The sequence below is a fragment of the Neobacillus niacini genome (assembly GCF_036961885.1).
In the GTDB taxonomy this organism is placed as follows: Bacteria; Bacillota; Bacilli; order Bacillales; family Cytobacillaceae; genus Neobacillus; species Neobacillus niacini_H.
On the sequence record NZ_JBALNQ010000018.1, the window covers coordinates 27,713 to 44,839 of the forward strand.

15 protein-coding genes are annotated in these 17,127 nt (G+C 38.1%); all 15 read right to left on the reverse strand.

What is annotated here, in order from left to right; genetic code table 11:
- Positions 1–9: 9 nt before the first annotated feature.
- The 15 genes from V7124_RS08950 to V7124_RS09020 all read right to left on the reverse strand — a co-directional run bounded on the left by V7124_RS08950 (position 10) and on the right by V7124_RS09020 (position 16,569).
- Complete coding sequence (locus V7124_RS08950) at positions 10–711, reverse strand: ABC transporter ATP-binding protein (protein ID WP_335488234.1); 702 nt, start codon at positions 709–711, stop codon at positions 10–12.
- Positions 695–1,471: an ABC transporter ATP-binding protein gene (locus tag V7124_RS08955; RefSeq protein ID WP_335488237.1), complete on the reverse strand. Its 777-nt coding sequence runs from the start codon at positions 1,469–1,471 to the stop codon at positions 695–697. The genes V7124_RS08950 and V7124_RS08955 overlap by 17 nt, the downstream gene beginning before the upstream one ends.
- On the reverse strand, positions 1,458–2,468 hold the full coding sequence (locus tag V7124_RS08960) for a branched-chain amino acid ABC transporter permease (protein ID WP_335488241.1): 1,011 nt from the start codon (positions 2,466–2,468) through the stop codon (positions 1,458–1,460). Before V7124_RS08960 ends, V7124_RS08955 begins: the two co-directional genes overlap by 14 nt.
- A gap of 6 nt (positions 2,469–2,474) precedes the next feature.
- Positions 2,475–3,362, reverse strand: a complete 888-nt coding sequence (locus V7124_RS08965) for a branched-chain amino acid ABC transporter permease (protein WP_335488244.1) — start codon at positions 3,360–3,362, stop codon at positions 2,475–2,477.
- A gap of 118 nt (positions 3,363–3,480) precedes the next feature.
- On the reverse strand, positions 3,481–4,749 hold the full coding sequence (locus V7124_RS08970) for an ABC transporter substrate-binding protein (protein ID WP_335488247.1): 1,269 nt from the start codon (positions 4,747–4,749) through the stop codon (positions 3,481–3,483).
- 21 nt (positions 4,750–4,770) lie between these two features.
- The gene (locus V7124_RS08975; protein ID WP_335488250.1) at positions 4,771–6,333 is read right to left on the reverse strand and encodes an acyl-CoA synthetase; all 1,563 of its coding nucleotides are present in this window, start codon (positions 6,331–6,333) and stop codon (positions 4,771–4,773) included.
- Between the two features lie 308 nt (positions 6,334–6,641).
- Positions 6,642–7,640 carry a phosphotriesterase family protein gene (locus tag V7124_RS08980; RefSeq protein WP_335488253.1) on the reverse strand — a complete coding sequence of 333 codons (999 nt, stop codon included), beginning with the start codon at positions 7,638–7,640 and terminating at the stop codon, positions 6,642–6,644.
- Between the two features lie 60 nt (positions 7,641–7,700).
- On the reverse strand, positions 7,701–8,915 hold the full coding sequence (locus V7124_RS08985) for an acyl-CoA dehydrogenase family protein (RefSeq protein ID WP_335488257.1): 1,215 nt from the start codon (positions 8,913–8,915) through the stop codon (positions 7,701–7,703).
- Positions 8,916–8,994: 79 nt separating this feature from the next.
- Positions 8,995–9,453, reverse strand: a complete 459-nt coding sequence (locus V7124_RS08990) for a hypothetical protein (protein ID WP_335488260.1) — start codon at positions 9,451–9,453, stop codon at positions 8,995–8,997.
- A 13-nt stretch (positions 9,454–9,466) separates the two neighbouring features.
- On the reverse strand, positions 9,467–10,501 hold the full coding sequence (locus V7124_RS08995; RefSeq protein ID WP_335488262.1) for a phosphotransferase family protein: 1,035 nt from the start codon (positions 10,499–10,501) through the stop codon (positions 9,467–9,469).
- A gap of 71 nt (positions 10,502–10,572) precedes the next feature.
- Entirely contained in the window at positions 10,573–11,556 is a 984-nt protein-coding gene (locus V7124_RS09000) for an NADPH:quinone oxidoreductase family protein (RefSeq protein ID WP_335488265.1), read from the reverse strand.
- Positions 11,557–11,604: 48 nt separating this feature from the next.
- Positions 11,605–12,393 carry a crotonase/enoyl-CoA hydratase family protein gene (locus V7124_RS09005; protein WP_335488268.1) on the reverse strand — a complete coding sequence of 263 codons (789 nt, stop codon included), beginning with the start codon at positions 12,391–12,393 and terminating at the stop codon, positions 11,605–11,607.
- Positions 12,394–12,617: 224 nt separating this feature from the next.
- On the reverse strand, positions 12,618–13,793 hold the full coding sequence (locus V7124_RS09010) for a homogentisate 1,2-dioxygenase (RefSeq protein WP_335488271.1): 1,176 nt from the start codon (positions 13,791–13,793) through the stop codon (positions 12,618–12,620).
- Between the two features lie 29 nt (positions 13,794–13,822).
- Positions 13,823–14,953, reverse strand: coding sequence for an alpha/beta hydrolase (locus tag V7124_RS09015; RefSeq protein WP_335488274.1), 1,131 nt, complete (start codon positions 14,951–14,953; stop codon positions 13,823–13,825).
- A 368-nt stretch (positions 14,954–15,321) separates the two neighbouring features.
- Entirely contained in the window at positions 15,322–16,569 is a 1,248-nt protein-coding gene (locus V7124_RS09020; protein WP_335488277.1) for a hypothetical protein, read from the reverse strand.
- Positions 16,570–17,127: the final 558 nt, after the last annotated feature.

A 17,127-nucleotide genomic window follows, 5' to 3' on the forward strand; every position in this document is an offset into this window, starting at 1 on the left:
GGAAGATTGTTATCCTCCAAGATACAGACGACGAACCTCATCATTATTTCTTAAGTCTTTTGAGTGACCTTCCAATGCAATATGTCCATTTTCCAATACATAAGCATAATCAGAAATTGCCAATGCCATATTCGCATTTTGTTCAACGAGTAAAACCGATGTTCCTTCTTGATTGATTTGTTTAATAATTCCGAAAATCTCTTTTACAAGTATTGGGGCAATCCCTAGTGAGGGTTCATCCAATAGCAAAATTTTTGGTTTCCCCATTATAGCCCTGCCGATAGCAAGCATTTGTTGTTCTCCACCGCTTAATGTTCCTGCTTTTTGTTTTACACGTTCCCTTAATCTTGGAAAATAAGAAAATACTTTTTGTAAATCGTCTTTTATGTTTTTATCTTTTCGACTGTAGGCACCGACCATTAGGTTTTCTTCAACAGTCAGCAATGGGAACACTCTCCGGTTTTCGGGACAGTGAATGATTCCTTTTTTAACAACGTTGCTGGGCCTATCCTTCAACATTGATTTCCCATCCATTTCATAGCTGCCTTTTTTTGGGTGAATAAGTCTTGATATCATCTTTAATGTTGTCGATTTACCTGCTCCATTTCCCCCTAGAAGTGTAATAATCTTCCCATCGTCTACCGTCATTGTAATGCCCTTTAAAGCGTGAACATGTCCATAGTAAATGTGTACATCAGATAATTGGAGCACCTTCTCCCACCTCACCTAAATATGCTTCAATCACATCCGGATTGTTTTGGATATCTATTGGCAATCCCTCTGCAATTTTTTCACCAAAACTCATAACTGTAACAAAATCGGAAATCTTCATGACCAGGGACATATCATGCTCAATTAATAGGACGGTATAATTCATTTCTTCCTTTAATCGCAAAATGAGTTTACTAATTTCTTCAGTTTCAACAGGGTTCATCCCAGCCACTGGTTCATCCAATAAGATTAATTTCGGTTCCGCTATAATGGCCCTTCCAATATCGACCATTTTTTGATAACCGAATGGTAGATTTATCACTTTTTCATGGGCCAAGTGTGTAATAGATAGTAAGTCCATTACCTCATACGCTTTTTTAATCGATTCCATTTCGGTTCTTCTTACAGAAGGTAAATTTAATGTTATGGAAAATATGTTTTTCTTCAGAGTTGGATGAAGTCCGGTCAACAAATTATCGAGTACTGTCATTTTTGCAAATAATTCAATGTTTTGAAAACTCCGGGCAATCCCTTGTTTAATAACCTGATATGGCTTTAACTTTAATATATCAATATCGTTAAATTCAATTGATCCATTTATCGGAGTATAAAACCGACTTATACAATTAAATACGGTCGTTTTTCCAGCTCCGTTCGGACCTATAATGGAATAAATTTTACCCTGGGGCACCTCAAAAGAAAGATTCCTCACTGCCGTCACACCAGCAAACTTAACGGTAACATCTTTAAATTTTAGCATTCCTTTGCCGGCCTCCTTGTTTTTGTTCGGAAATGATGAATTCATTTTTTATAACATCGCGTTCGTTAAACCGTTTTATATTAAACAAATCTAACAAGGAAATAATACCGTGAGGCCGGAATAAGATAATAATCACGATAGCAAAACCAAGGATGATATTGGTTAACCCGATAAAGGAACTTGTCAACTCAGGTAGAATGGTAAAAATAACAGCTCCAATTATCGCACCGCGAATTGACGCAAGACCTCCAATTACAATCATTCCAAGCAAAAGAAAGGATGTTGCTATGTTAAAATCATACGGACTTATAAATCCAATCCAATAACCATATAGCCCGCCAGCAAGTCCTGTAAAAAATGCAGTGATGACAAACATAATCGTCTTATAAAACGGAACATTAATTCCTGTTGCCTGTGCGGCGACTTCACTTTCTCGGATTGCCACAAAGGCTCTTCCCATCCGACTCTTTAAGATGTTATGAATCAGCCAAGTTATTAAAACTGTCATGACAATGATTACATAATAAAACTGCTGATCACTTGCCGCCCAATTCGGACGCATCACTGACAATCCCGAATATCCGCCTGTCAGACCATCCCAGTTTAGCGCAATTTGTGGAATAGAAAGTCCAAATCCCAACGTTATCACTGCTAAAAAGTGTCCACTAAGCCGTACAGCCGGCAGTCCGATAATTAAACTTATAATAGCGGTGATAACACCGGATAACGGAAGGATCATAAAGAATGGAAGACCTAGCTTTGAAGCTAGAATTGCAACGGAATATCCTCCCACTGATAAAAACCCTGCATGACCAATTGAAATCTGCCCGCCATAGCCAATCAATAAATCTAATGACATGGCGGAGATCGCATAAATACAAATCATTACAGCGATTGAAATCATATAACCTGATTGCCCTGCAATTAACGGGTAGATCAGCATAAAAACCAAGAGAAAAAATAACCATGTTTTTTTATTCATTAGCAATTGATTCAATATTCATCACACCTTTTTGACAATTTTGGCACCGCCAAATATTCCTTGCGGCCTAACGTAGAGTATAATAAGGATCAACAGAAATACAAACACGATCCTTAGTTCAGGTGCAATATAGTAGCTTATCAAGTTTTCAAACACACCAACGAGCAAACCGCCGAAAACAGCACCTGGAAGATTTACAAATCCTCCAAGCACAGCTCCTGCAAATGACAGAACCAAAATTTCAGACATCATATTGGGACTTAAGAATGTTACAGGCGCAGTCATCATTCCTGCAATTCCTCCCAAAGCAGCTCCAATTGCCCATGCTGCCATAAAAACCCCCGATACCTTAATTCCCATAAGTTCAGATGCCATAGTATCCTGCGAAGCAGCCTGCATCCCTAAACCAATCTTAGAAAATCTGAATATGACGAAAAATACTAGCATTAAAACAAGGGTCAAGATAACAATAAATATTTCATTCATGGTGATAAAAACGTTTCCAATTTTATAAGAATCTCCTTGGAAAGCCTCCGGAAAGGAAAATGGCTGGTTTCCCCAAGTAATTCCGGCCAATCCATTAAATACCATAAACAGTCCCAATGTAAGTACTATTTGATTCAAGTGTGGCGCGGATTGAACTCTTTTCATAAAAACCAAATAAACAACAATTCCAAATATAGTTGCAAAAATAAGCGATAATACAAGAGATACAAAATAAGGAAATCCATAGCTAGTTAAAAAAACATAGCTTACAAAGGTTGTTATCATGGCCATTTCACCGTGTGCAAAGTTAGCAACTTCGGTTGTTTTAAAGATTAAAACAAGTCCTAATGCTGCTAACCCATAAATACAGCCAGAAATTAAGCCGCTTACAATGATTTGCACTAAGTTCACCTTCTCTTTCATTAGGGAAAATGGGTAACAGTTTGTAAGAAATTACCCATTTTCTATTAATAAGAATAAAGAGCATGGCCCATGTTTCAGTCCATGCCTCGTGTACCTCAGGAAAACAAGTATCACCTAATTATTTTTTCGTATTTTGCATAGATATTTTTCCGGTTTCTGGATTAAATGTGATTTGGTCTGAAATCCTATCGATAGTGCCATCTTGAGCTTGAGTAATATACATACCTGAGAGCCCATAATGGTTATTTTTGGTGAATGTTATATTTGTGTAAAGTGATCCATCCCATTCATCAAATGTATACATTGCTTCAATAAGCTTATCCCAAGTCAATTCCCCGCCAGTTCTTTCAAGTGCCTCAACGATTACTTGTCCAATTGCCCATCCCGATAAAGAAAGCGTATTGATAGATTCATTTGGATATTGTTCCTTGAATTCATCTAAAAACAACTTTACTTTTTCATTTTCTGTATCAGTTATTTGCTGTAGATAACCAGTGCTATAGGTTCCTTCCCAAACGTCCTTTCCGGCTAAGTCAAAAGCCCGGATATCCTGTCCTGAATTGGAAGAGGCTACAAATTTGATTTTTTCAAGACCAATGTCATACATCGCCTTTTTCAAATTAACTACTTGGTTCATATTGCCAAAGTTTAATAGAGTATCGGGATTTGCTTCAGATAGTTTCTTAGCATGTGAACTGAATTCTGTATCCGTAGGCAGAAAACCTACCTCTTGTACTATTTCAGTTCCCGGGTAATCTTTTATTGCATCTTTAATTGCATTTAAAGGCTCTTTTCCAAAATCATCATTTTGATAGGAAATGGCAATTTTCTTTGCCCCTAACTCATTTACAGCATAATCCAACAAAATTTTGGCTTCTATTTCATAATTAATCAACGCCAATCCGATCCAATTCTTAATTGGAGGTTCAACAAATTCTTTTGCACCTGTAGCAGACATGATTACCGGTATTCCCTTTTTCGCATAAGTATCTAGGGCAGCTTTGTTTGTTGCTGTTCCCATATTGCCTGCAACCAGAAATACTTTATCTTCATCTATAAGCCGTTTGGCAGTTTGGATCGCTTTTGCAGGCAGATATTGGTCATCGTAAGAAATGAATTTAATTTGACGACCATGTACACCACCATTTTTATTAATATAGTTAAAGTAGGTATCCATCCCTTTTCTCACTACATCGGCATATGCCAAAGGACCGGATTGTGGGACAGAATTGCCGATTAGAATTTCTTTATCTGTAACACCTTGTGAAGTTTCTACTTTTTTACCACTGTCATTTTTTGAAACATTTGAAGTAGTTTCACCATTACAAGCCGCCAACAAAACGATCAATAATACTGAAAACAATAACTGGAAATATTTATTCATCATTTAAAGTTTCTCCCCCTTTTTTCATTGTAAATTTTTAACTTTAGCTTCTTCTCTTAGGACCCGTTTAAGGATTTTTCCAGAAGCATTTCTTGGTAATTCATCAAGAAATTCAACAAATTTGGGCTTTTTATATGACGCCAAGTGTTTTTTGCAATATTGAATTACCTCCTCCTCCGTTAATAGATACCCCTCCCTCAGTACTACATAGGCTTTAACACTTTCACCCCACTGATCATCCGGCACACCTATAACCGCTGCTTCATAAATTGCTTCATGTTTGTAAAGAACGGATTCTAATTCAGCAGGATAGATGTTTTCACCGCCGCTGATGATCATGTCCTTTTTACGGCCAACAACATAGACAAACCCTTCATCATCCATACGTATCAAATCCCCGCTATGAAACCAGCCGCCTTTCAATGCCTCTTCCGTCTCTTCAGGATTTTTGTAATACTCTTTCATAAGTGTCGGCCCACGGTAAATTGCCTCTCCTATCTCACCGACGGGAACGTCATTCATGTTTTCATCCACAACTCTTATTTCTACATTTGCAACAGATTTCCCAACTGAATCCGGCTTGAGAAGTGCGTCTTCTGGACTAAGCACTGTTGTGGTTGGGCTCATTTCTGTCTGCCCAAATGCATCATGTATTCCGCCATTTGGAAAATAGTGTAGAATTCTTTTCTTTAATTCAATTGGTGAACTAGCTGCACCGAGCAAACAAGCTGTGATCGATGATCGATCAAATTCATGAATATTCCGAATTTGCGTAATCGTATTCCACATCGCCGGAACAAGAAAAACTACTTCTATTTTTTCTTGTGAAATAACCTGTAAGACATCCATTGGTTTAAATTCACGGTGAAGATATCCAGTACCTCCTCTCAAACAAATTAAAAGGATGTAGCCAATCCCCGCAATATGAAATAATGGGGTCACCATTAAATGTTTATATCCTTTCCATCTCATATCCGTCAGCATATTTAAAGCATTCAATATAAGATTTTTATGTGATAAAACTGCACCTTTTGGAAAACCGGTTGTACCAGATGTGTAACAAATCATACAATCATCTTCATCCGTAAGAAAATCGCCAACAGGTTTAAATATAGTTTTAATTTGAAAGATATCTTCATAGGAAATCATATTTTGAGATTTGTCCTCCCCAATGACAACGATTTGTTCTACATTAGGGAGTTTGTGTCGAATTGACTGTATAGTTTCCTCGTATTCTTTTTCGATAAATAAAATTTTAGTATCCGAGTTATTAATAATGTAAACAAATTCCTCAGCTACAAGCCGAAAATTAATTGGAACACTAACTCCACCAGATAGGGCTGCTGCAAACATGACTTCAATAAACGCTAAATTATTCTTCGAAATAATTCCAACTTTTTCCCCAATCTCAATCCCTTTTTCCTGAAGCCAGCCTGCTATATGAAGGCTTCTATTTTCCAGATCCAGATAGGTGACTCTTTGGTCCCCATAGACAAAAGCCAAATGATTTGGTTTTTGATGTGCACTTTTTCTGATTAATTCCCCTAGTAATAAATATCGGGAACTATTAAGAGTTGATGTTGTCATTTTACACCTCTTTTAGAATATAGATTTTTTAAATTAATAAGTTCCAAGACCGTTATAGTAAGCGCTTCCATCGGGGTACAACAATCTTGGCTTCTTAATTTACATATTACTTAAACAAATTAGTATACACAATATTCACTATTTTCGGAATTGAACGTTAAGCATCATCTTTATTAAGATTGTTTATATTACACTAGAAAATTGACAAAATGGTAGTAGTTGTTTGTTTTCTTATAGAAATTTAAGAAACTACCATGAAAAAATGAAGAAGGGAATCTCCCATCTTCATTTTTCACATGATAAAGTAATTATCCTTGATACACACTTGATTTAGCAGTGAAGAAATTTTGTGGGTTTTCGGTAAAAATCTGATTTAGTAATTGCTCCTCAACACCCTTTTCTCGGAGAACAGGAAGAATATTTTCAAAAATGTTTGTCGGGTGGTAATTAGCTAATAATTTTTTTAAATACTCTGGCCACTCTACTTTCCGGCCTAAAAAGAAGTTTACTGTATCCTGTGAAAGCATGACTCTATTACCGTATCCTTTATCTAGTAATGCTAATAATGTCACGATTCGATCATTATCAGTTGGAATACCAGGGAATCCTTGAACTCCGAATCGGTCAAAACCAATATTCACACCATAACTTAATGTTTTAATATGGTAATCAATATCTGTATTGCCGCACATATGTCCAATTAGAACATTTTGAGGATCTGCCCCTTCATTAACAAGCAGCTCTGCCTGTTCAGGCCCCATAGTCCCATACTGAGTATGTGTAATAATTGGAATTCCGGTCTCTTTCTGTACCCTTACAGCTGCTTTAAAAAATACTTTTTCATAATCTGTTATTCTATCGCGGCTTGAGGCCAACTTAATGGCTCCTGCCTTAATACCGGTATCACCAATTCCCTCTGTTACCTCTTTCTTAAACATTTCATAGATTTGGTTTTCCCCATCTGATAAGTGAAAACGCCATTTAAAATAGGCGGGGGATCCTTCTTCTTCACAGTAATAACCAGTTGTACAAATAATTTGTAAACCCGTTTTTTCTGATATTTCCTTAAGAAGAAGGGGGTTACGACCGCAATCATTCGGAGTAGGGTCCAGTACCGTTTTTATACCGTATGCTTGCATCTTTTTAACAGCTTCGATTCCCGCTTGTAAAGCCTCTTCATGATTATATTCCCCAAGTGTGTGATCACCCTGATAGCCCGGATATCCAAATAAAAAATGCTCATGAATAAGCGTCTTTCCTAAGTCGCTAGAAGAAATGGGTCCTTGAACTGAATTAATAATGGCCATATAAATCCTCCTTTATTTTTGAAAAAAAATCGGTTTACCTGAGTTTAATCGACCTTTCTATTAGAAATTAACTGGATCCCAAGATTCCCCTTGTTTATACTTGTTTAAAATTCTACGGGCAATACTGGTTGTATGAACTTCATCCGGACCATCGTAAATCCGTGCAAATCTTGCAGCCCGATACATCTTTTCCAATGGAGTATCTGAAGTAACACCAAGTGCGCCATGAACCTGAATAGCCCGGTCAATGACATCATGCAAGACCTTGGCACCGTACACCTTAATCATGGCGATATCAATTCTGGCGTCTTCACCTCTATCTATTTTCTTTGCGGCTTCAAGGGTCATTAATCGTGCAGATTGGATATCTGTTACAGAGTCCGCAATGAATTTCTGAATCAATTGCTTTTCTGATAATAACGAACCATGGGCATAACGATTTAATGCTCTTTCACACATAAGGTCCAGTGCCCGTTGTGATTGGCCCAGCCATCTCATGCAGTGATAGATTCTTCCGGGACCAAGCCGTTTTTGAGCAATTAGGAACCCTTCTCCCCTGGACCCTAGCAAATTCTCTTTTGGAACTCTTACATTCGTTAGGCGAATCTCGCAATGGCCCCCGCCCGTATGACCCATCGTTGGAACATTCCTAACAACCTCATAACCCGGTGTATTGGTAGGAACAATGATCATGGAAGCCCGCTTATGTCTGTTCGTCTCCTCGGGTTCCGTAACACAAAACATCGTTGTATAATCGGCAAAGTTTGCACCTGATGTAAACCATTTGTGGGCATTAATTACCCATTCATCCCCATCGAGATAAGCGGTAGATTGGATCAATGTTGGATCAGACCCTGCAACATTTGGTTCTGTTAATCCGACAGATGGAGTCATTTCCCCTCTAACCGTAGAGAAAAGCCATTTTTCTTTTTGCTCTTGCGTTCCAAATAAATGGAGCATCATTGAATCTTGGGCAGTATGAGTTCCCAGCGCAAACATTGCAGCATAGGATGCCCGTCCAATAATCTCGTTAATATAAACATAGTCCATAAATTGGAGTCCGCCGCCGCCAATTTCTTTTGGAAGTCCCAAAGCCCACAGTCCTTCTTCCTTGGCCTGCCTCTGCACTTCACTTAAAACTCGGAATCCCTCTTCATCAAACTCCTCAATAATGGCTTCAACAGGTATGACCTTCTCATCGACAAAGGCTCTAACCTTCTGACGCAATTTAATAATTTCTTCACTCATGCCAACCTTACTTTCAATACCCAGCATATATCATAACCTCCTGTAATCATCTTTTATGCAACTATTCTATAAATTTATGAACCATCATAATCAAAAAAACAGATTGCTAGCGTACCATTGACATTTCAATATTCAACTGTTTACGAATCTGTTCTCTTATTGGGTAAATATAGGTCTCATCAACCTGCGGATTCTTTACCCTCTCTTTGTATAGAAATTGAATTAGTTTGCATTGTATTTCATTTAATTGCTTCCATTTCTCTTCAACATCACTTATATTTTCAGCTTTTTTCAAATCCCCTTCAATCTTTGAAAGCGATTCCAAATGCAAAGAAAATTTTGAATCACTTATCAACTTTCGTAATTGTTGATCAATTGAGTCCGTTATCAGGACTATGAGCTTTTCTTTGGGACTTGTATTTTCAACAGTCAACATATCTAAATTCTTTAAAACAGAAATTAAAGCGATAGCCTGTTCTTTTGCTACTCCATCTTGGAGTTGGGGAACAATCGATTCCTTTAATACATGATTAACTGTATGAATAACCAATGTTTTATTTAACATGACCACCAACCTCCTAATACCCTAATAATTCTGCGACCATTCCACGCATTAACGACCAACGGTATCCTTGTCTGGCCATCCTTAAGTCTTTTGTTTGGCCAGTTGCAAACGCCTTTCCAGCTGATTGAGAAATCAATACAAATCTTACTTGATGGAATACTTCATAATAATGAATGACCTTTTCATCAATGGTTAGTCCTGTTAAACTACTATAAGTGTCGAAGAACATTTCCCTATCCAATAGATAGCATAAAAACGGAGAATCCATTCGGTTTGATTTTGCACAAACATACGCGACGTCAACCATAGGATCGCCAATTTCAGCATTTTCCCAATCTAAAATACCTGTTATCTTATTGTTTTCGTATAATAGATTGCCTGTCCTGTAATCGTTATGAATAATCGAATATCTTTGGGCAGCCGGTTTATTTGCCTTTAGCCATTCCAGAGCATCAACCATGACTGGGTCCGGATACATCATATATCTATAATAAAGACTTTCCGTTTCTATGAGTTTTTTATCTATGTAGTCATAGACACCCTCAGGTACATAAAAATCATTTGAAAAACCAGCTTTTTGATAATCCAGACAATGAAGTTTTGCTAGAAGTTCAACAAATTCATATGGTATTTTCCCATCATCATGTGCCTGTTTCAGGAATTGCTGTCCCTCCTTTGACCAAGGAACATAGCTTTCCCCTTCAAGTTTATCCATGACGAAGAATGCACCGCCGATAATCGAATCGTCCGTTTCATACCAATGAACGCCGGGTACAGGGAGATCACAGATTTTGCTTAGAAGATTCAGAAACTTGAACTGTGGATATAAATTTTTCATTTCAGGCATAAAACCGCCTTCTTTTTGTTTCCTTACGGCAAATCCCTTTTGTCGGTTTTGACCTTTTGCTGACCAATGAACATCGAAGATAAACGCCTCATCGGACCAGCCTCCGGAAGGCTGCTTAAAATTTTGGATTTCTAGATTATCTGCACCCTCGATCTTACTCTGAAAATAAGATTTGAGGGCCTGTTTCATATCTTCAGCCATTTGGATGCTTTCCTCCTCCTACCAATAATCAATAGATTTTTTACTCTACGGTTCTTATTCTCCATAGTAATCTATGATATTTTTACGATAACTTTTCCCCACGTTTTTCTGGCACCAAGTAAGGTAATAGCTTCAGGGACTTTTTCAAATGGATATTCTTCATAAATAAGAGGTTTAATTTTCCCTTCTTGATACAGCTTCATCATTCCTTCATGTTCCACCATTACTTGATCCGGGAATAACTTGGCGTAATATCCATAATGAACTCCTACAATCGAGTAGTTTTTTATCAGAACATGATTAATCGCCATGTTGGGAATTGTGCCGCCCGCAAATCCAATCACCAAAATCCTCCCATCGAAGGCAATACATTTACGGGAACGATAAAAAATATCCCCGCCAACCGGATCAAAAATGACATCCGCACCTTTGCCACTTGTTTCTCTTTTTACCACTTCAACAAAGTTCTCTTTTAAATAATCAACTGCGATATCTGCGCCTAATCCCTTGCAAACCTCTGTCTTGTCCGACCCTCCTGCAGTTGCTATCACTTTAGCCCCAAAAGCCTTACCCAATTGAATCGCTGCAGAACCGACGCCGCCTGCCCCCGCATGGACAAGCAGTACTTCACGCTCTTTTAATTTGGCGCGGTTACATAAGGCATAAAACGCAGTTCGGTAGGTAACACTCATCGCCGCTGCATCACACCATGGTATTGATTTAGGTATCAGAAAGACTTGGGATTCAGGCACTGAAACATATTCAGCAAGACCACCATTTGGAAGGATTGGGAAAGCTATTACGCGCTGACCTTCTTTAAAGGGGCCATCCTTCCTGGACTCGACAACCTCACCGGAAATTTCTGAACCGAAGGTAAATGGGAGTGATGCTTTTTCCTGATATTTCCCTTGACATAACAAAATATCAAAAAAGTTAAGTGAGGCAGCTTTAACTTTAACTAAAACTTCGTGTTTTAGTCGAACAGGTCTATCCACCTCTTCCATCATTAATACTTCTTTTGGTTCCCCTAATTCCTTGACAAGCCATGTTTTCATTTACTATCTCCCATTCTTATAAAGGTATTAAACAAGGGGAGTGTACCTTTACTTACCGCTCCAATTTGGCTTCCGTTTTTCCGCAAAAGCCCGTGGTCCTTCCTTTGCATCTTCACTTGCAAAAACCTCCGAGGTATATTGGTCGTTGATTGTCCAGGCTGCAGGGGGAAAGTTAATGGTAGAATCAAGTCCTCGGTACACGATTTCTTTACTTGTTTTAACAGCCAAAGGGGCATTTTCTGTTATTTCTTTTGCAAGTTTAAGTGCAGCATCCAGGACTTGTTCATGTGGGACAACTTCATTTACCAGCCCCCATCTTTCTGCCACTTCTGCAGAAATAGTTTTGCCGGTAAGTATGGCCTGCATCGCTATTTTGACTGGAATTTGTCTAGGGAGACGTAATAGTCCGCCAGCCGCTGCTATAATTCCACGTTTTACTTCTGGCAGCCCAAATGATGCTTTCTCAGAGGCAATGATTAAATCACAGGAAATAGCAATTTCACAGCCGCCTCCAAGTGCAAACCCATTAACAGCAGCAATAATAGGTTTTGAGACATAGTTTTTTACAATTCCGGCAAATCCCATTTCCTTCATTTCCGCTGTTATGGTTCCATTACCTGTTGCCATTTCCTTTAAGTCGGCTCCCGCACAAAATGACCTATCTCCAGCTCCTGTTAAAATAGCCACCCAAAGGGCTGGATCCTCATTGAATTGCTTTAATGCGGCGCCTGTTTCCAGCCACAGTTTTTGGTTGACTGAATTCATGGCTTCAGGTCTATTAAAAGTAATAATGGCGATATTGCCTCTTTTTTCAAATTTAATTGCTTCGTAATTCACAGTACGTCCTCCTCCTACTATTTATCCAACCCTTTCCAAAATTTCATTTAATTTTGCCATGGAATTTCTCCAGTTTCTGGATCAAAAGTAATTGTGTCTGATATTCTTTCAATTTGACCATTTTGTACTTTTGCATAAACAAACGAGTAATCCCTTAATGGTTCTTTTCAGAAAATGAGATATTGGTAGTTTGTTCTTTAATCTTCGTTTAACAAATTAAATCTTCAGCTATTTTGAGGTTGGGACCATGAATACAGATAATCCTCATTCTCACATTGCACGGCTTTTTTGGTCACACGCAGCGGTTTAAAGGTATCAATCATTACTGCAAACTCATTTGTTTCCTTTACACTTAGACTTGCCTCAAGGACTCCCGGATGCGGGCCATGTGTTAACCCCATTGGATGAAGCGTAATTGCCCCTTTGTCTACACCTTTTCTGCTGTGGAAGTTTCCATTGACATAATACAAAACTTCCTCACTATCCACATTACTGTGAAAATACGGTGTTTTAATGGCTCCAGGATAATATTCAAGCATCCTGGGAACAAACGAGCATATAACAAATCCTGTCCCTGCAAAGGTTTGATGGACGGATGGTGGTTGTAAGATTTGTCCTGTAATTGGTAGAAAATCCGCAATATTAAATGTCCAAGGATATAAAAAACCGTCCCATCCGACAACATCGAATGGATGTTGTTCTTGTATATAGCCAGTTAGTTTCCCGTTCATTTTGATTCTTACTTCAAATTCCCCTTTTTCGTCAATAGTAATTAATTCTGATGGCGGGTGAATATCTCTTTCACAATAAGGGCTATTTTCCAACATTTGTCCAAATTCATTACGATACTTCTTAGGGATGGTAATTTCATCTTGTGTTTCAATGACGAGAAACCTAGTAGAATCGGTTTGCATGTTAATTCGATAAGTCGTTCCAACTGGAATTATAATGTAATCTCCCGTTTTATAAGGTAAAATTCCAAAAATACTTTCTACCGTCCCCTCTCCTTCATGAACAAAAAGAATTTCGTCACCTTCGGAATTACGGTAAAAATAGTTCATTTCCTGTTCAGGCGCCACGGTCGCAATTTTTAGATCTTCGTTAGCCAATACGTAATTTCGACCCATTATGGGATCATTAGACTCTGCATCCGTTTTCAGTTCAAATGTATTAAATAACCGATACTTAACCATTGGATCTTCTTCATAAACCGGAGATAAATCATACACCTTCCCCATTTTTTTAAAGGAAATCGGATCATTTAGATGGTATAAAGTTGCTTGATTTCCTGAAAATCCACATGTTCCTATCACTTGTTCACGATACATCGTACCATCCGGCTTTCTGAAAACTGTATGACGTTTTGCCGGAAGTATCCCCATTTTGTGATAAAATGTCATCTCGTTTACACCTCTATTTAATATAAAATTTAGTATTTTTTTACCCAGTCTAATATTTTCTGAGAAACCTCCATTATTTGGTCTGGCTGATTGAGTAAATAATGGTTGCCTCCTTTTATTTCTGCTAAATCCTTTTTATTGTGTTGAACACTATCAAAAAAGTCTTTCGTTTCCATTGGAAAGACTGCTTGGTCTGCTGTGTATGCAACTATAAATACCGGAACACTCACTTTTGATATATTTCGGACTCCATCCGCGTTTGAATCTTCCAGGCTCCATTGACTTAACCATGATTTTAAAGTGGTGAACCTGCCAAGATTGTTTGCTGAAAAATTAATTTTTCGGGTTGGACCCCATAATGCTCCTCGTTCCCGGTCAGATGGATCAATAGATAAATCTTCGAAGCGGGGATCCGCCATGGTCCGGTGAACAATAAATGCCATATCAACTTTATCCGGATCATTTATTTCACGGAAGTATTCCAGTTGTGACTTTACCCATCTGGTAATTTTTCGATTTCTTTCGATTTGAGCCTGTCGGTAACGTTTTAAAAATTCGATTGAATATGGAGGCCCGTTTTTCTCACAAAACATATCCAAATCTGGGTCAGTAATATAAGGATTTGATTCATCAACAACTGACGCATCGAGCCAATCTGTAAGTGTTCTAGCCCTTCCAGGATGCGCTGCAAGCAAAATCAAAGCATCACCGGGAATTAAGTTAGCTTTCGTTAAATCAAGCTCGTCTCCTGCAGGAGTGTGGGTGATAGTAGGATTTTCAGCCTGTGACTGATAAAAACTCATTAACTCTCCTCCACCACTATTACCAATTAAAACGATTCGTTTAAACCCTTCACTTTTCAAAAACTTAATTCCTTCACCCAAATCAAGTAAAACCCGTTCCATTATTAGAACAGAATCATTGTTAACATACCGTGAATTTAATGCAAAAACTGCATATCCTGCCTCTGTTAAAGGTTCTAGCAAGTAATGACCATGAAAATTGCTTGTAGGATGCATTAACACAAACACGGTATCTGGATTTCCGCCTTCTTTTTTACACAGATTTCCATACACTCGTGGATTATTCATTTGAAGTCCGGACTGACTCTCCATATGAGCACCCGCTGGTACAGAAATCGTTACTAACCTTTGAATCATAATTCCACTTCCTTTTTCAAAATTCCGAATTATAAAACTATAGTTTTATAGAATAATCTCAAAAATCTACTATTTAATTAGCATTCTTCCCTTAATTGAATATTACTAAGTTACAACCATTGACACAATATTCAATGTTTTTAGAATCGTATATTAACCCCCATGAGAAAATATAATGCAAATTAATATTTTTATTAATTGATAAATTGGCGTTATTTGTTGGTTTTCAAGAACAATCAGTAAAAATATTTTTATACAATAGTGAAAAGGAGCAGTCTTTGGTAAGAACCGCTCCTGATGAATTCTTTTCGTTACTAATAAAGGTTTTTTTGTAAAATTGATACTGGTTTCGTCTCGCAAAACAGTTATTAGAAATATTCCCTCGGTTTCAACCCAAATGCGATTGCGCCCATATTTGCTGCAGTTCGAGTATGATCGGCATAGTAATGTGTCCGAATCATATTAATGTCACGGAATACCTTTTCCAATAGGCTGCCTTCACGTGCCCCGCTGCTTCCCGCCGTATCGAATACAATGTTGATTGTTTCTACACACAAGGAAACAACATTTTGAGTGAGAACAATATCCATCACCACTTCATCTTCTGTAAATTTATCATCTGTACCAACTCGTTCACATCGTTTCATTTGGCGGTCTGCCAGCGAATATAGGCATGCCTTGGCTGCCTCAAGTTTCCCAATTGCCCTGCCTAATGCATCTTGTGCTTTTCGTTCTTCCTTTAAAATCGGAAATGGTGGGAAAGGAGCATGTTTATTTTCCGCATAGTCAATGAAAGCGTCTAACGCCGCATGAGCAACACCCACAGTCACTGCACTCAACTGTGTTCCCAATATAGGCCTCGTTGGCGTTCTATAAAAGGGATTTTCATGAACTTCATGTCCAGGGGACTTGAATTCTTTACTTAAAGTATTTAAGGAGAAAACCATTTCTTCAGGTACAAACACATCCGTTGCCACGGACTGCTTTGACCCAGTACCCTTCATACCGAGAACATGCCAATTGTCGACAATTTTATATTCAGTGTCTCTAATAAAGCATAATAGGACATCGGAAGGCTTGGAATCACCCGAGTCAGACTCAACTACTGTATAAACTCCAAGCCAGTTTGAAACTTCTGCCCCAGAAGAGTAATTCCAATTTCCACTTACCAAATATCCGCCTTCAACCTTTTTGGCCTTACCAAAAGGGTTGGTAACTACCGGTGCCCGAAAGTCTCCATCCTCACCGAACAGCTTGATCTGGCCTTCTAATGGTAATTGAGCTGCAAAAATGGCGTGTCCTGCATTAAATGATGTGACCCAGCCGACAGAAGTGTCACCACGAGAAATCTCGATGATTACATCCACATATTGGCGAAGATCCATCTCATAGCCTCCAAAAACCCGAGGCTGCAGCATACGGTAGAACCCATTATCAATAATCCGTCGATTCACTTCGTCGCTGATACGCCTATTTTTCTCCATGATTGGTCCCTGTTCCCGCAAATATGGGATTAAATTTCTTGCACGCTGAACCATTTGCTCCGGTTTAAGATCTGGTTCCGGCGGTGCAATCGGTTGAAATCCTTGCACTTTTTCAGCAGTCATTTTTTTCATCTAATGCTCCTCCTTCACTAATTGAAAAACTTTTATAAAAATTTTCTTTTGCCCAGTGTAAACATTATGAAATCGGAAACATTGTCAGTAAGCGTTTTCGAAGAAGTAAAACCATTTTAATAAAACACTTCTTTTCAAAACCCAAAATTTGTGATGCAGGTATTTCTAAAAAAATCCTCAGCTTTTCATAATGCTCTCTTTCGAGGAAATTTAACGAATGAATGCTACTTATTTAAATTTTACTAAGCCGTATTTCAAGGCACAATATTCAAAGTTTTCGGAATTGTACTTTAACCCTCATAGATGTATAAAATGCAAATTAAAAATATCATTATTTGATAAAGCAGGTTAATTTGTTGTTTTTATTAATTCAGTTACCGTTATCTATATAATCAGGAGAAGTACAATCCAGAGAGCTGAATATTTTAATATTTATAAACAAAAAAAAGGCAGGGACTAGTTCGGAGTCAAACTAGTCACTGCCTTTTTATAGAAGTCAAAAATCTTTATTATTGGAAAGTTATTTCGAGCATTTTTTAGGGAGTAATTCTTTTATTC

What these genes read in the sequence shown, in the direction of transcription:
- V7124_RS08955 (WP_335488237.1), bottom strand. Translation starts at nt 1,471, where the DNA reads ATGCTAAAATTTAAAGATGTTACCGTTAAGTTTGCTGGTGTGACGGCA.
- V7124_RS08965 (WP_335488244.1), bottom strand. Translation starts at nt 3,362, where the DNA reads ATGAAAGAGAAGGTGAACTTAGTGCAAATCATTGTAAGCGGCTTAATT.
- V7124_RS08970 (WP_335488247.1), bottom strand. Translation starts at nt 4,749, where the DNA reads ATGATGAATAAATATTTCCAGTTATTGTTTTCAGTATTATTGATCGTT.
- V7124_RS08975 (WP_335488250.1), bottom strand. Translation starts at nt 6,333, where the DNA reads ATGACAACATCAACTCTTAATAGTTCCCGATATTTATTACTAGGGGAA.
- V7124_RS08980 (WP_335488253.1), bottom strand. Translation starts at nt 7,640, where the DNA reads ATGGCCATTATTAATTCAGTTCAAGGACCCATTTCTTCTAGCGACTTA.
- V7124_RS08985 (WP_335488257.1), bottom strand. Translation starts at nt 8,915, where the DNA reads ATGCTGGGTATTGAAAGTAAGGTTGGCATGAGTGAAGAAATTATTAAA.
- V7124_RS08990 (WP_335488260.1), bottom strand. Translation starts at nt 9,453, where the DNA reads ATGTTAAATAAAACATTGGTTATTCATACAGTTAATCATGTATTAAAG.
- V7124_RS08995 (WP_335488262.1), bottom strand. Translation starts at nt 10,501, where the DNA reads ATGGCTGAAGATATGAAACAGGCCCTCAAATCTTATTTTCAGAGTAAG.
- V7124_RS09000 (WP_335488265.1), bottom strand. Translation starts at nt 11,556, where the DNA reads ATGAAAACATGGCTTGTCAAGGAATTAGGGGAACCAAAAGAAGTATTA.
- V7124_RS09010 (WP_335488271.1), bottom strand. Translation starts at nt 13,793, where the DNA reads ATGACATTTTATCACAAAATGGGGATACTTCCGGCAAAACGTCATACA.
- V7124_RS09015 (WP_335488274.1), bottom strand. Translation starts at nt 14,953, where the DNA reads ATGATTCAAAGGTTAGTAACGATTTCTGTACCAGCGGGTGCTCATATG.
- V7124_RS09020 (WP_335488277.1), bottom strand. Translation starts at nt 16,569, where the DNA reads ATGAAAAAAATGACTGCTGAAAAAGTGCAAGGATTTCAACCGATTGCA.